General features: G+C 42.9%; 13 protein-coding genes. 12 read left to right on the forward strand and 1 reads right to left on the reverse strand.

The window, feature by feature from the left end; all coding sequences use genetic code 11:
* The first annotated feature begins 42 nt into the window (after positions 1-42).
* From QZL69_RS07670 to QZL69_RS07705, 8 genes are all read left to right on the forward strand, one after another.
* The gene (locus QZL69_RS07670) at positions 43-360 is read left to right on the forward strand and encodes a (2Fe-2S)-binding protein (protein ID WP_022214636.1); all 318 of its coding nucleotides are present in this window, start codon (positions 43-45) and stop codon (positions 358-360) included.
* A 27-nt stretch (positions 361-387) separates the two neighbouring features.
* On the forward strand, positions 388-1,968 hold the full coding sequence (locus QZL69_RS07675) for an FAD-dependent oxidoreductase (protein WP_022214637.1): 1,581 nt from the start codon (positions 388-390) through the stop codon (positions 1,966-1,968).
* Positions 1,969-1,979: 11 nt separating this feature from the next.
* Positions 1,980-2,312, forward strand: a complete 333-nt coding sequence (locus QZL69_RS07680; protein WP_022214638.1) for a (2Fe-2S)-binding protein — start codon at positions 1,980-1,982, stop codon at positions 2,310-2,312.
* Positions 2,302-3,465, forward strand: coding sequence for an NAD(P)/FAD-dependent oxidoreductase (locus tag QZL69_RS07685; protein WP_330361756.1), 1,164 nt, complete (start codon positions 2,302-2,304; stop codon positions 3,463-3,465). The genes QZL69_RS07680 and QZL69_RS07685 overlap by 11 nt, the downstream gene beginning before the upstream one ends.
* A 216-nt stretch (positions 3,466-3,681) precedes the next feature.
* Positions 3,682-4,815, forward strand: a complete 1,134-nt coding sequence (locus QZL69_RS07690) for a tyramine oxidase subunit B (RefSeq protein WP_022214640.1) — start codon at positions 3,682-3,684, stop codon at positions 4,813-4,815.
* 31 nt (positions 4,816-4,846) lie between these two features.
* Positions 4,847-5,662, forward strand: a complete 816-nt coding sequence (locus QZL69_RS07695; protein ID WP_022214641.1) for a helix-turn-helix domain-containing protein — start codon at positions 4,847-4,849, stop codon at positions 5,660-5,662.
* Positions 5,659-6,006, forward strand: coding sequence for a P-II family nitrogen regulator (locus QZL69_RS07700; RefSeq protein ID WP_022214642.1), 348 nt, complete (start codon positions 5,659-5,661; stop codon positions 6,004-6,006). The genes QZL69_RS07695 and QZL69_RS07700 overlap by 4 nt, the downstream gene beginning before the upstream one ends.
* 18 nt (positions 6,007-6,024) lie before the next feature.
* On the forward strand, positions 6,025-7,428 hold the full coding sequence (locus QZL69_RS07705) for an APC family permease (RefSeq protein ID WP_022214643.1): 1,404 nt from the start codon (positions 6,025-6,027) through the stop codon (positions 7,426-7,428).
* Positions 7,429-7,481: 53 nt separating this feature from the next.
* Here the strand turns inward: QZL69_RS07705 and QZL69_RS07710 are convergent, their stop codons facing one another.
* Positions 7,482-8,258: an alpha/beta hydrolase gene (locus QZL69_RS07710; protein WP_022214644.1), complete on the reverse strand. Its 777-nt coding sequence runs from the start codon at positions 8,256-8,258 to the stop codon at positions 7,482-7,484.
* A gap of 154 nt (positions 8,259-8,412) precedes the next feature.
* Here QZL69_RS07710 and QZL69_RS07715 point away from each other — a divergent pair, with 154 nt between their 5' ends.
* The 4 genes from QZL69_RS07715 to QZL69_RS07730 all read left to right on the forward strand — a co-directional run.
* On the forward strand, positions 8,413-9,525 hold the full coding sequence (locus QZL69_RS07715; protein WP_022214645.1) for a macro domain-containing protein: 1,113 nt from the start codon (positions 8,413-8,415) through the stop codon (positions 9,523-9,525).
* Between the two features lie 106 nt (positions 9,526-9,631).
* A complete protein-coding gene (locus QZL69_RS07720; RefSeq protein WP_022214646.1) occupies positions 9,632-10,297 on the forward strand; it encodes a vWA domain-containing protein in 666 nt (221 codons plus the stop codon).
* 137 nt (positions 10,298-10,434) lie between these two features.
* Positions 10,435-12,462 carry a DUF4357 domain-containing protein gene (locus tag QZL69_RS07725; RefSeq protein ID WP_022214647.1) on the forward strand — a complete coding sequence of 676 codons (2,028 nt, stop codon included), beginning with the start codon at positions 10,435-10,437 and terminating at the stop codon, positions 12,460-12,462.
* A gap of 88 nt (positions 12,463-12,550) precedes the next feature.
* The coding region (locus QZL69_RS07730; RefSeq protein ID WP_291518912.1) for an ADP-ribosylglycohydrolase family protein at positions 12,551-13,101 on the forward strand (551 nt) is incomplete at its 3' end.

Consider the following 13,101-nt stretch of genomic DNA (forward strand, 5'->3'; position numbering starts at 1 on the left):
TAAGATCGTTGACGCCTTCTTTATTTATAGGAGGATGAGACTATGGATAGAATTGAAAATCACCCAATACTTGGAGAGACACCGAAGAGGAAAAAAGTTACATTCAGCTATGATGGAAAATTACTGGAAGGATATGAGGGAGAGCCGATCGCTACAGCGTTGAAGGCGGCGGGGGTTATGGCGCATCGATATACGGCGAAGACACATGAACCGCGAGGTGTGTTCTGTGCGATAGGAAGATGTACGGACTGTGTAATGATCGTAGATGGCAAGCCAAACATCAGAACATGTATCACACCGCTTGAAGCAGGAATGGTTGTGCAGACACAGTATGGAGTTTCAGCAACACCGCAGGAGTAAAAAATAAACGGATGGGAGATTGGAATTATGAAGATAGAACGATACGACATGATAGTAATTGGTGCTGGTCCAGCTGGTTTATCTGCAGCGATCGAAGCTGCCAAAAAAGGTTTGAAACCGATTGTATTTGATGAAAACGCAAAACCGGGCGGACAGCTTTTTAAACAGATCCACAAGTTCTTCGGTTCAAAAGAACATAAGGCAAAAGTAAGAGGATTCAAGATCGGACAGGAACTTCTTGCTGAGGCTGAGGAATACGGAGTAGAAGTAGTTTTAAATGCGACAGTAGTTGGTTTATATCCGGAGAAAGAAGTAACCGTTAAGGTTGGAGATAAAGTAAAACATTACAAAGGCGATGCAGTCCTCGTTGCAACAGGAGCAAGCGAAAATATGGTAAACTTCGAAGGCTGGACAAAACCTGGTGTTATCGGAGCCGGAGCCGCACAGACAATGATGAACCTTCACCATATCAAACCTGGAAACAGGATTCTGATGCTTGGCTCAGGAAACGTCGGACTTGTTGTAAGCTATCAGCTCATGCAGGCAGGATGCGAGGTCGTTGCACTTGCGGATGCCGCACCGAGAGTCGGCGGATATGGTGTTCATGCCGCAAAAGTAGCAAGATGCGGAGTTCCATTCTATCTTTCCCATACGATCGTAAGAGTGGAGGGAGATGACTACGTAACAGGCGTTGTGATCGGACAGGTTGGTCCGGACTGGAAGATCATTCCTGGAACAGAAAAACATTTCGACGTGGATACAGTTTGTCTGGCAGTTGGTTTATCACCAATGTCACAGCTTCTGAAACAGGCTGAGGTCAAGATGAATGATACAAAAGGCGGACACGTTCCGGTATGTGACAAATACGGAGCTACAAGTGTTCCGGGAATCTACGCGGCAGGTGATGTTTCTGGAATTGAGGAAGCAAGTTCCGCTATGATTGAGGGAAGAATGTCCGGTGCATCCATTGCATGTTATCTTGGATACATGACAGAGGAAGAAAGAGATGCAAGGATTGATGAACTGGAAGGTCAGCTCGATACTCTGCGTCAGGGAATGTTTGCACCAAAGAACAGAGGAAAACTCGTTGAAAAAACAGAGGAAGGCATCGACGTTTCCATGAACCTTCTGAATAAAGGATATGTGGCAGATGATGAGATCGAGAGATTTCCAGGCGTGACACATCAGAAAGGAATTCATCCGGTCATCGAGTGTACGCAGAATATTCCATGCAACCCATGTCAGGATGCCTGCAAAAAAGGCTGCATCAGGATCGGAAAAAATATCACATCTCTTCCGGCAATCGATCCGGACAAAAAATGCATCGGCTGTGGAATGTGCGTAGCTTCCTGCTCCGGTCAGTCTATTTTCCTTGTGGAAGAAGATGTAGAAGAAGGATATGGAGAAGTCACAATGCCATATGAATTCCTTCCACTTCCGGAAGTCGGAGACAAAGGCGTGGCACTTGGAAGAAATGGAAAATATGTATGCGAGGCAGAGGTAACAAAAATAAGAACAGCACCAGCATTTGATCATACGTATCTGCTTACGATCAAAGTTCCAAATGATATGGTAATGAAAGCAAGATTCTATAAAAAAGAAGCTTAGGAGGTTAGATCATGGTTGATATTCAGGCAAAATTAAAAGAAATAGGACCTTTTGTGGAAGGACCGGATGATAACCTCCTGGTCTGCAGATGCGAAGAAGTCACAAAAGGACAGATCCGAAAAGCAGTACACGAAGGTATTTTTACATTGGAAGAGATGCGCAGATATCTCCGTTCCGGAATGGGATTATGTCAGGGACAGACCTGCGGAAAATTAGTAAAAGGAATCATTGCAAGTGAGTTAAAAGTATCTCCGGCGGAAGTCGTTCCGGCAAGTTCGCGGGCTCCAATGAGACCAATCGAGATGTGCATACTTGCAGAAGACGGAGGTGACGATGATGAGTAATGTAGCAGATGTTGTAATTATCGGTGGTGGAGTAAATGGATGCGCAGCAGCATATTACCTTGCAAAAAGCGGCATAAAGTCAGTCATTGTATTAGAGGCAACGAACAGTATCGGACATGGCGGTTCATCAAGAAATGGCGGTGGTGTCCGTCAGTCAGGAAGAGATGTAAGAGAACTTCCATATGCGATGTATGGAATCCAGAATCTGTGGCCGACATTGTCAGAAGAACTCGGAGTAGATACAGAGTATACCCAGAAAGGAAATCTCAGAATGGGAAAAACTCCGGAGCATATGAAAAAACTGGAAGCTCTTGCAAACTCCGCAAAATCTGTAGGTCTTGATGTAAGAATGGTCGATCAGAAAGAAGTAAAAGAAATCTGCCCATATCTTTCTGACGATGTGATCGGTGCAAGCTGGTGTCCGACAGACGGACATGCAAACCCGCTTACAACCACTCTCGGATACTATAAAAGAGCACTTGAACTGGGCGTAAAATTCTACACAGAAGCACCGGTAAAAAGCCTGCAGAAGATAAAAGGAAAAGTAAGAAAAGTAATCCTGAACGATGGAACTGTATTTGAAGGTGAGACGATCATCCTTGTTGCGGGATATGAAAGCAGGGCGATCGCAAGAACAGTCGGAGTCGATGTTCCAATGACACGACTGATCGACGAATGTCTTGTAACAGAAATGCAGCCACATATGATCGATGTAATGTTTGGATGCGCGTCGGCAGATTTTTACGGACATCAGACAAAACATGGATCCTTTGTGTTTGGTTCAGACTCAGGCTGGGAGACAGTCGACGAGATGATAGATCCGTCTACAAATATCGCAGACCCATCCAGAATGATCACAAACTCAATGACACTTTCAGCAAGCTGTCGAGCGATCCAGGGTTACATTCCGGCACTGCGTGATGCCAAGATCGTAAGAAGCTGGTGCGGATGGCTGGATGAAGCTTTCGATGGAGTACCATTTTTGAGCCCTGTAGAGGAGGCACCTGGACTGATTCTTGCATGTGGATTTACAGGACATGGATTCGGAACTGCACCTGCAGTCGGACTCATGTTAAGCCAGATGGTAAGAGGCGAAAAAACAGTCGTAGATATCAGCGCACTTCGCTATGACAGATTTAAGCCTTGCAGATAAAGATGCTGTATCGTTTTTTACAATACAATCAACAGGATTAAGGTATACAATCATAAAAAAATAATTGAGAAACTTTTTTAGTAATATGGACTACGAAAATAAAATATGTTACTATATGTGCGTGACAAGGGCGTCAACAGTGAATCTGTTGGCGCCTTTTTTCATTGGTGATGATTCTCCGACATGCATATGTAGACATAGAATGGAGGAGAAAAAATGAGTGCAAAGATTGATTTTTTATATTTAAGTGAGCCGGATATGATCAAAGCCGGTGTCAAGGACATGGGAAAATGTGTGGAAGTCATGGAAGACATGATGGTCACACTCAAAAAAGGTGACTACGTAATGGGTGGTGAAAACCACAACTCACACGGATGTATGGTTACTTTCCCGGACAATCCGGAATTCGAAGGAATGCCGAAAAATGGTGAAGACAGACGTTTCATGGCAATGCCGGCATATCTGGGAGGCAATTTCCAGATGGCAGGTATGAAATGGTATGGTTCAAACACCGAAAACAAGAAAAAAGGTCTTCCACGTTCCATCCTTATGATGATGCTCAACGACAAAGATACAGGAGAACCGCTTGCACTGATGTCGGCGAACCTTCTGAGTGCATACAGAACAGGTGCGATTCCAGGAGTCGGAGCTAAATATCTTGCAAGAAAAGATTCCAAAGTTGTAACGATCGTAGGACCGGGCGTCATGGGAAAAACATCACTGGCAGCATTCATAAGTGTCTGCCCGAAGATCGACACTGTAAAGATCAAAGGCCGTGGTCAAAGATCCATTGATTCCTTTGTTGAATATGTGAAGAAAGAGTTTCCACAGATCAAAACGATCACAGTCTGTGAGACAATGGAAGAAGCCATCAGGGACAGCGATATCATCAGCACAACTACCTGTGTTGGAGATAAAGAGATCTTATTCCCGTATATTGATGAAAAATGGATCAAGGAAGGTGCTCTTGTGTGTATGCCGTCAGCAGCCAGATTTGATGAGAGTTTTTACCTTGATAAAAATACGAAGCTGGTTGTAGATAACTATAAACTGTACGAAGCATGGGCTGAAGAGTATCCATATCCAAGCTATGACCCGGTACAGATCGTAGGATGTAAGTTCATGGATCTTCTGCATGATAAAAAAATCACCAGAGATGAAATAATAGATGTTGCGGATGTTATAACTGGAAAGCTTGCAGGAAGAGAAAATGACAAACAGAGGATCATCTATTCCGTTGGAGGCATGCCTGTAGAAGACATTGCCTGGGGTGAAACTGTCTACAAGAGAGCACTGGAACTTGGAATAGGCGTAAAACTTCATCTGTGGGACGAACCTGAACTTCACTAGTTATAACTCTCTTTAAAAAAGGAGATTAACTATGAGAAGAGATACTACGATCATTAATCCACGTCAGTTATACATAGAATTAGGAGTCGATGAACTCAAGAAGCTGAACTGTCCACAGCTTGGAATTTCTCATTTTTATGAATTTTCACTTGGACAGGGAAAAACACATGAGCTGAAAGCAGTCCCGGATGGAAGTATTGATCTGCTTTTCAATATAGGAAGTGACAAGGTTACGACCTATATAAGTGGAACGGTATTTAGTGTAAAAGACTGGAACTTGGGAGATGCGGATCTGTGTTTCGGCGTCAGATTTCAGCCGGGACAGGGAATTCTTCCGAAGGATCTGACGATGGACATGCTTGTAAATAACGATGTGGAAATTGATGGTAATATCTTTGGGGAAAACCTTACGGAAAAGATCGCACTTGCCGACAACATTGTTGACAGAAGCAGGATCTTCAAAGAGGCTTATGAAACCCTTGTCTATGGAAGACCTGATCTTTCAGATAAGGAAAAGATCAATGAGTATCTGGTAAGCAGGATCACCCGTGCAAAAGGCTGTGTGAGTATGAATGAGCTTGTAGATGAGACGAATTATTCAGCATGTTATCTCAGGAGAGTATTCAAGAATTATCATAGTATATCTCCAAAACAGTTTGCACAGTATATAAGATTTCAGATTCTTCTGGAAAAGTTAAAAACCGGAAACATGCGTTATGATGAGCTTGCACTTGAGTGCGGATATTATGACGAGGCGCATATGATGAAGGGATTTAAGAATTATGCAGGTATAACGATTGAGCAGTATAGAAAATTGCAGGAAATTACAGGGAGGAACCGTATATGAGTGGAATAGTAAAGATTGAAGTGATCACCGGAATGTCAAAACTCACAGATCTGATCCAGAATCTCAGCAAGGTTGGTGCAAGAGGTGCAACTGTCATGCAGGTGCTTGGATGTGGAATTGAGATGGGAACTCCGGAATACGAGGTTGAGCGCAATGAAGTGATGGAACTGCTTCCGAAACAGCAGATCAATATCGTAGTGGAAGCGGAGAAAGTAGATAAGATCGTTGATATCATCAAAAAGGAACTCTACACAGGGCATATCGGTGATGGCAAGATCTTCATATATGATATCGACAATGTGATCAGAGTCCGTACAGGAGATGAGGGCGTCAAAGCTCTTTAAACACAAGAGGAGTTGCTTATGAATGAAAAAAAATTAGGTCTGGGGAACGTAGTCTCTATTTCAGTCGGACTTGTTGTGGCGACCAGCTGCCTGGTATCACTTGGAAATGGTGCCGGTACACTTGGAGTAACGTTTATACTTGCGATGGCAATTGCCATGCTGCTTAATATGACTACGGTTGCATCATTGTCAGAACTCAATGCACTTATGCCAAACACGACAGGTGGACTTGCACAGTACACACTTGCGGCACTTGGTCCTTTTCCGACACTGATATCGATGGTTGGCGGCTACATAATCTGTAATACAATGTCCTGTGGAGTAGAAGCGTCAATCTTTTCCTTTTCACTGGCAGATGTAGTGGGAGGTCATATTCCGAGTTTTGTATACACACTCATTATGACGGTGATCATTCTGCTGGCGAATCTTCGCGGCGTGGATATGTTTGCGAAGATCCAGGATATTGTTGCATTTCTGCTGGTAGGTTCCCTGGTTGCGATGGGATTTATCGGAATGATCGGAATGGGTACAGGCGTAAAAGTACAGCAGCCTTATGTGCTCAATGCAGATTTTAAAGATATTGCGGCTATGACAGCAGTTGCATTCTGGCTGTTTATCGGAGCAGAGTATGCAATTCCGATCTCAAAAGAAGTCAAAAATGCAAAGAGAAATGTACCGCTTGGTATGATGATCGGTCTGTTTCTGATTTTTATCATGCAGTCAGTCATGGTACTTGGCTTCCACAATTATGTAGACTGGGGCGAGCTTGCTGATTCAGCAGCACCGCATCTTCTTTATGGATATGCGGTACTTGGCGAGGTCGGAAAAGTCTGGATGATGCTGGTAGGTGCGCTTGCGGTAATAAGTACACAGAACTCCACGGTTAACTCACTTGCTGTGATCTGTCAGGGAATGGCAAAGATGAATATGATGCCGAAGATCTTTTCAAAGACAAACAAACATAATGTTCCGTGGTTTGGACAGGTGTTTGTAAGTGCGGCAATCCTTATATTCGGATATCTGAGCGACAGTTCCGCGGATATGATCTCCTTCCTTATTCTGGCAGGTTCTGTATTCTGGATGATCTCGTACATACTTGCACATGTGGATGTACTGGTTTTCAGAAAACGTCTTCCAAATGCACCGAGAAACTTCAAAGTGCCATGCGGTGCCCTGTTTCCGGTAATAGGAATCGTCGGAACCGCATATATGGTCCTCAACATCTCCAGTGATCCACATGAACGTCTGATGATCTGGCTTCTGACAGGTGGCTGCTTTATCGTACTTGGAATTTACTCAGCTGTCTGGATCAAATTCAAGATGAAAATGAAAGTGTTCAAGAGTATTCCACTCGAAAAAGTTATGGCGATGGAAAACGATCTTTACTATTACGTCCGGAAAAGCAAAGGAATATGGAAATAAACAGCAAAGCCCTTCTGAGCTAAACTTCAGAAGGGCTTAATTATTGTCACAGATTAAATGATAAACCGTTCAACCCGGTCCATCGTAGTTTTGAGAATGGAGAGATCGGTCTGGATATCGCCGGTCTCCAGGGAATGATTGGCGTTTTTGGTGAGAAAAAGTGGTACTTCTTTCTGCTCTGCCAAAGTCTGGATCGCAGCAGTTTCAGCCCACGGATCGGCAGTGCCGTGGAAGGCTATGCTTCCCTGGAGCGGGAAGGAGAAGGTGTCTGCCAATGGCGTAAACAGGATATTTTTTACGTTTAAATTATATTGGGCTGCATAAGCAGAAGAGATAGCAGTACCAATGCTTTTGGAAATAAAGAGGATGCTGCCGTAAGAGGTCCAGTCGATATCGCGCAGGGATTCTTCTGTCTGTGCGAGGGCGAGATCAAAAGCCTGCCGCATTTTGACAGAGTCTCCTTTGATATTTTCCGGGAGGGTGCCATAGGAGACGGTCTGGATCTGGTATCCATGTTTTCTGGCAAGGCGGCTTGTGTAGTACAGGAGTGGTTTGTCAGCAGTATATCCGATGCCCGGAAAAATAACTGCCAGCTTCGGAGCAGTTTTATCTGCAGCAGCGAGGTGACCGGAAACTTTGGCGTACAGCATCTGCTGGCGGATATTTTCCTGCAGGTCCTTTAAGGTAGTGGAGATATTGCAGGAATCGGATGGGAGGTAATCGTAGTCTGTAATGATATTATTTTCTTCCATGGAATAAACGATATGCGACGCACCCATGAGTTCAATATCGTCTTCGATATCTGAGAGTAATTCTTCGTATGTTTTCATTTGAATCAGTTCCTTTTTTATGAATATGTGGGTAAAAACAAAATAATTATTACATGTTTTAGCAAATGTGGCAATACTCTGGCACTTTTTATTTGTTTCGTATATACTGGAAATATCAGTAAATATGGGATGTTTATAAAAGCGGGGGGAATATATGCCATTTAAAATCATACGCAACGATATCACAAAAATGAACACAGAAGCAATTGTTAATACAGCGAATGACCATGCTGCTGTTGGCACAGGCTGTGACAGCGCAGTATACGAAGCAGCCGGATATCAGGAGTTGCTGGAATATCGTAAGAAACATATCGGTTTCGTGGAAGAAGGCGGTGCGTTCATTACTCCCGGTTTTCATTTGCAGGCGAAGTATATTATCCATGCGGTAAGTCCGTATTATATCGATGGAAAACATGGAGAAGAGGAGAAACTTCGCTCCTGTTACAGAAAAAGCCTGCAGCTTGCGAGGGAGAACGGGGTTAAGTCTATCGCGTTTCCATTGATATCCACAGGCGGTTTCGGATATCCGAAGGAAGAGGGAATACGAATCGCGGCAGATGAGATAAATACATTTCTTCTTAGCAATGAGATGCTGATCTATCTGGTCGTTTTTGACAGGAAGGCAACAGCACTTGGGGAAAAACTTTATCCCGATCTGGAATCTTATATTGACCACAATTATGTAGAGAGTGTTCGGGAAAAAGAATACGGAAAGTCTTCTGAACAGTCTATCAGGTTGTGGAGAGAGCGGAGCTCATCCAATATTGACAGAAGACCAAATAAAAATAATGGGATGCAGGAAAAACAACAAAAGTTGTTTTTGAGTGGAGTGGATTCACAACCTTGTGGATTTGGTGAAGATGAAGCTTCATTTCTGGATTTTGAAGGATTACACGAAGGAAAACTGGAAGAGAGAATGAGCCATCTTTCGGATACTTTTTCGGAGTATTTAATGTATCTGATCCAGGAAAGAAAGATGGAAAATGCTGAGGTCTGGAAGCGGGCAATCGTAGATAAAAAGATATTTTCAAAAATAAAAAACAATGTAAATTATCACCCAAACAAATTGACAGCATTATGTCTTTGCGTAGGGGCAAAACTGAATCTGGATGAGACCAGAGATCTGCTTGCCAGAGCGGGTTATGCATTATCACCCTGCGATAAGACAGATATTATTTTTTCCTATTTTATTGAGAATGAAATTTATGACATGATCGAACTGGATATTCAGCTTGAGGAACATGGTCTGCCATGTATTATTTCGTAGAAAAATAAGGGTCGCTTTTCAAACGACCGGTTAAGAGCAGCTTTTGTGTATAATGAGTCCAACAAGAAAAAACACCGAGAAATAAGAAACCAGAGGAGGATAAATTATGCGTAAGGGATTAACAGAAGTTGTTTTTATTTTGGACAGAAGCGGTTCTATGAGAGGGCTTGAGGAAGATACGATCGGGGGATTCAATTCCATGATCGAGAAGCAGCGGAAAGAAGAAGGAGAGGTCTTAATCTCTACGGTACTTTTTGACAGTCAGTGTGAAGTTCTCTATGACAGGGTTCCGGTGGATAAGATAGAGCCGATGAATGACAGCCAGTACTATGTAAGAGGCTGCACCGCTCTTCTGGATGCGATCGGCGGCGCAATCCATCACATTGCCAATGTACATAAATACGCCAGAGAAGAAGACAGACCGGAAAAAACCTTATTCATTATCACTACAGATGGAATGGAGAATGCCAGCCGGTGTTACACTTATGACAAGGTAAAGCGAATGGTCGAGAAAGAAAAACAGAAATACGGATGGGAGTTCCTTTTTCTTGGAGCAAACATTGATGCCATTCAGGTTGCTGCAAGATTTGGAATCGGAGCTGACAGAGCTTTAAACTATGAAAGTGACAGCGCAGGCACAGTACTGAATTACCAGGTGCTTTCCGAAACAGTCTCAGCAGTACGCAGATCCAGAAACAGAGAAGAAATGAATGAAGCATTTTCCTGCTGTGACCCGATCCGCGAAGATTACAGGAGACGCCATAAGGAATAGGAAGATATGATAAAATTTTAAGTTGCAATAGCATATAAAAGAAAGACACTTTCCAGTAAATAATGTATAATAAAAACAGACGGGCGGGTAATGAATGCCCGCTGTTTTTGATAAAATATACATTCGTGGAGGAGTTTATGAGCAGTAAGATTACAGGAAAAGAATATCCATTATTAAAAATATTCAGTTCGGATTTTGAATATTATATTCCGGCGTATCAGAGACCTTATGCATGGACGACAGAGCAGACGGAGACTTTGTTTACAGATCTGTATGACTTTTACCAGACGGAGCAGGCAGATAATTATTTCCTGGGTACGATCGTGCTGATCAAGGATGAGGACAGATCAAAGGCTGCTGTTATAGATGGACAACAGCGTTTGACAACGTTGACGATTTTGTTTTCTGTACTGGCATCAAATCTTACAGGTCAGGCACAGCAGGCATGTTATGAACTTCTTCAGGAGAGTGGAAATGTACTGGCAGGAATTCCGGCGAGACCACGTCTTCACCTGAGAGACCGTGATCAGAAATTTTTTGAAGAGTATATTCAGAATGTAAAACTGGAAGAATTGATGAAACTGGATCTGTCATCCATGAAAACCGAGGCACAGGTACATATTTATGAAAACTGTAAATGCCTGATGGAGAAATTTGCAGACGCATTTGACAAGGATCAGGATAAACTGATACAATTCAGCATTTTTCTATTAAATCGCTGTTTTCTTGTTGCGGTAAGTACAGCCAGTCAGGAATCTGCATTCAGAGTTTTTTCTGTAATGAACAGCCGCGGTCTGGATCTTCTTCCGATTGATATCATAAAATCAGAGGTTATCGGTGGAATTCAGGAGAATGAGCGTGATGAATATACAGAGAAATGGGAAAAACTTGAGAATGATGTAGGGCGTGATGGCTTTAACGAGATTTTTTCCCACACAAGAACAATATTTGCAAAAGATCGGGTAAAGAAAAACCTTCTGGAAGAATTCAGGGAATATGTACTCAAAAATACAACGCCGAAAGATCTTGTAGACAAGATTCTGATGCCATATACAGAGGCATATTCAATTCTCAGGAATCAGACATATGAGTCGACTTCAGGGGCAGAGGATATCAACGACATTCTTTACTGGCTGAATAAGATTGACAACTATGATTGGATGCCGCCTGCAATAAAATTTTTGGCAGAACATGCACATGATTCAGCATATACCCTTCAGTTTATGAAAAAACTGGAACGTCTGACTGCATATCTTCAGGTTACGGCACAGGATGTAAACCGTCGTGTAAGCAGGTATAAATGGCTGCTTCTGGAGATGGACAGTAAACCGGAACATTCTCTGAATGCACCATTGGAAACAATTGAGCTTACGAATAATGAGAAAAAACTTTTTATGGAGGCATTATCAGGGGAAATCTACACTATGCCGTCCAGACGACGTAATTATATTATTCAGAGACTGGATTCATTTACCTCTGACGGTGCTGCCAGATATGATGCAAAAATTTTTACAATTGAACATATTCTTCCGCAGAATCCACAGAAGGGCAGCGAATGGGATACTTCATGGCCGGATATGGAAGACAGACGTTACTGGGTAAACAGAATTGCAAATCTTGTGCCATTAACGAGAATGCATAATTCAGCAGCACAGAATTATGATTTTGTAACGAAAAAAACTACATATTTCCAGAACAAAAACGGAACTACATCGTACAGCCTGACAACACAGGTCGTAAATATGGACAAATGGACACCGGATGTTGTGAAAACACGACAGGAAAAACTACTGCAGCTTTTTGAGAAAAAATGGGACCTGAAAATAGAAAAAAATGACAATGCACCGGCAAATCAGAAGCTTTTGTTTCATATAGCGATCAGAGGATGCAATGCAACCGGATATTTGGGTGATGATTCTAAATTTGTTGTTGTAAAAGGAAGTACTATTTCCAGAAATATAACCGAAAGCTGCCAGAAGTTTTATAGTGATATCAGGGACAATCTTATAACTACGGGGATTGTTGTCGATGATGTATTTACAGAGGACTACGCATTTGACAGTCCGTCGGCAGCGGCAGTAGTTGTAGGAGGAAGATCTGCAAATGGTCCAAGGGAATGGACAACCCTGGATGGACGGCAGTATGGAAAGGTAATAGGACGCTAAAAACAAAATTGCAATTTTCAGGGTTATACTGTTCTTGTAACAATAAATATGGCTCTGAGAATTGCGTTTTGTGGAAAAGAGGACAAATATGCAGGAAAAAGAAAAATATCAGATGATTCAGGACAAAATAAGCGGCTGTGTATTTGCAGGGGCGTTGGGTGATGCTCTGGGATATGTAGTGGAATTTGACCTGTATAGCAGTATCAAAAATAAATATGGAAAAGACGGAATCCAGGATCTGCTGCGGACGGGAGAGGAAGCGATCATTTCGGATGATACACAGATGACTCTTTTTACCATGGAGGGAATGGCTGTGGAGACAGAAGATGAAGTGGAGGAAAAAATTTACCTTTCTTATCTGAAATGGGCGCAGACGCAGGGGATGAGTGTAAAACTGCCATGTGACTGGCCAAGCAGACTCGCCATGGTTCCGAAAATGAACTGCCGCCGGGCACCGGGTAATACTTGTCTGTATGCTTTGACATCAGGCAAGATGGGAACAATTCAGGAAGCGATCAACCACAGCAAAGGCTGTGGCGGCGTTATGCGGACTGCACCGCTTGGATTCACAGACGCTTACGGTTTACCTCTTTTGAATGGTGCCAAAGCGGCAGCCATAACTCACGGTCATCCGCTTGG

Source organism: Blautia sp. CAG:237, assembly GCF_000436615.1.
GTDB lineage: Bacteria > Bacillota > Clostridia > Lachnospirales > Lachnospiraceae > Blautia_A > Blautia_A intestinihominis.

Bases quoted from the DNA above. Each gene is read 5' to 3' on its own strand.
- QZL69_RS07670 (WP_022214636.1), top strand. From the start codon at position 43: ATGGATAGAATTGAAAATCACCCAATACTTGGAGAGACACCGAAGAGG.
- QZL69_RS07675 (WP_022214637.1), top strand. From the start codon at position 388: ATGAAGATAGAACGATACGACATGATAGTAATTGGTGCTGGTCCAGCT.
- QZL69_RS07680 (WP_022214638.1), top strand. From the start codon at position 1,980: ATGGTTGATATTCAGGCAAAATTAAAAGAAATAGGACCTTTTGTGGAA.
- QZL69_RS07685 (WP_330361756.1), top strand. From the start codon at position 2,302: ATGATGAGTAATGTAGCAGATGTTGTAATTATCGGTGGTGGAGTAAAT.
- QZL69_RS07690 (WP_022214640.1), top strand. From the start codon at position 3,682: ATGAGTGCAAAGATTGATTTTTTATATTTAAGTGAGCCGGATATGATC.
- QZL69_RS07695 (WP_022214641.1), top strand. From the start codon at position 4,847: ATGAGAAGAGATACTACGATCATTAATCCACGTCAGTTATACATAGAA.
- QZL69_RS07700 (WP_022214642.1), top strand. From the start codon at position 5,659: ATGAGTGGAATAGTAAAGATTGAAGTGATCACCGGAATGTCAAAACTC.
- QZL69_RS07705 (WP_022214643.1), top strand. From the start codon at position 6,025: ATGAATGAAAAAAAATTAGGTCTGGGGAACGTAGTCTCTATTTCAGTC.
- QZL69_RS07710 (WP_022214644.1), bottom strand. From the start codon at position 8,258: ATGAAAACATACGAAGAATTACTCTCAGATATCGAAGACGATATTGAA.
- QZL69_RS07715 (WP_022214645.1), top strand. From the start codon at position 8,413: ATGCCATTTAAAATCATACGCAACGATATCACAAAAATGAACACAGAA.
- QZL69_RS07720 (WP_022214646.1), top strand. From the start codon at position 9,632: ATGCGTAAGGGATTAACAGAAGTTGTTTTTATTTTGGACAGAAGCGGT.
- QZL69_RS07725 (WP_022214647.1), top strand. From the start codon at position 10,435: ATGAGCAGTAAGATTACAGGAAAAGAATATCCATTATTAAAAATATTC.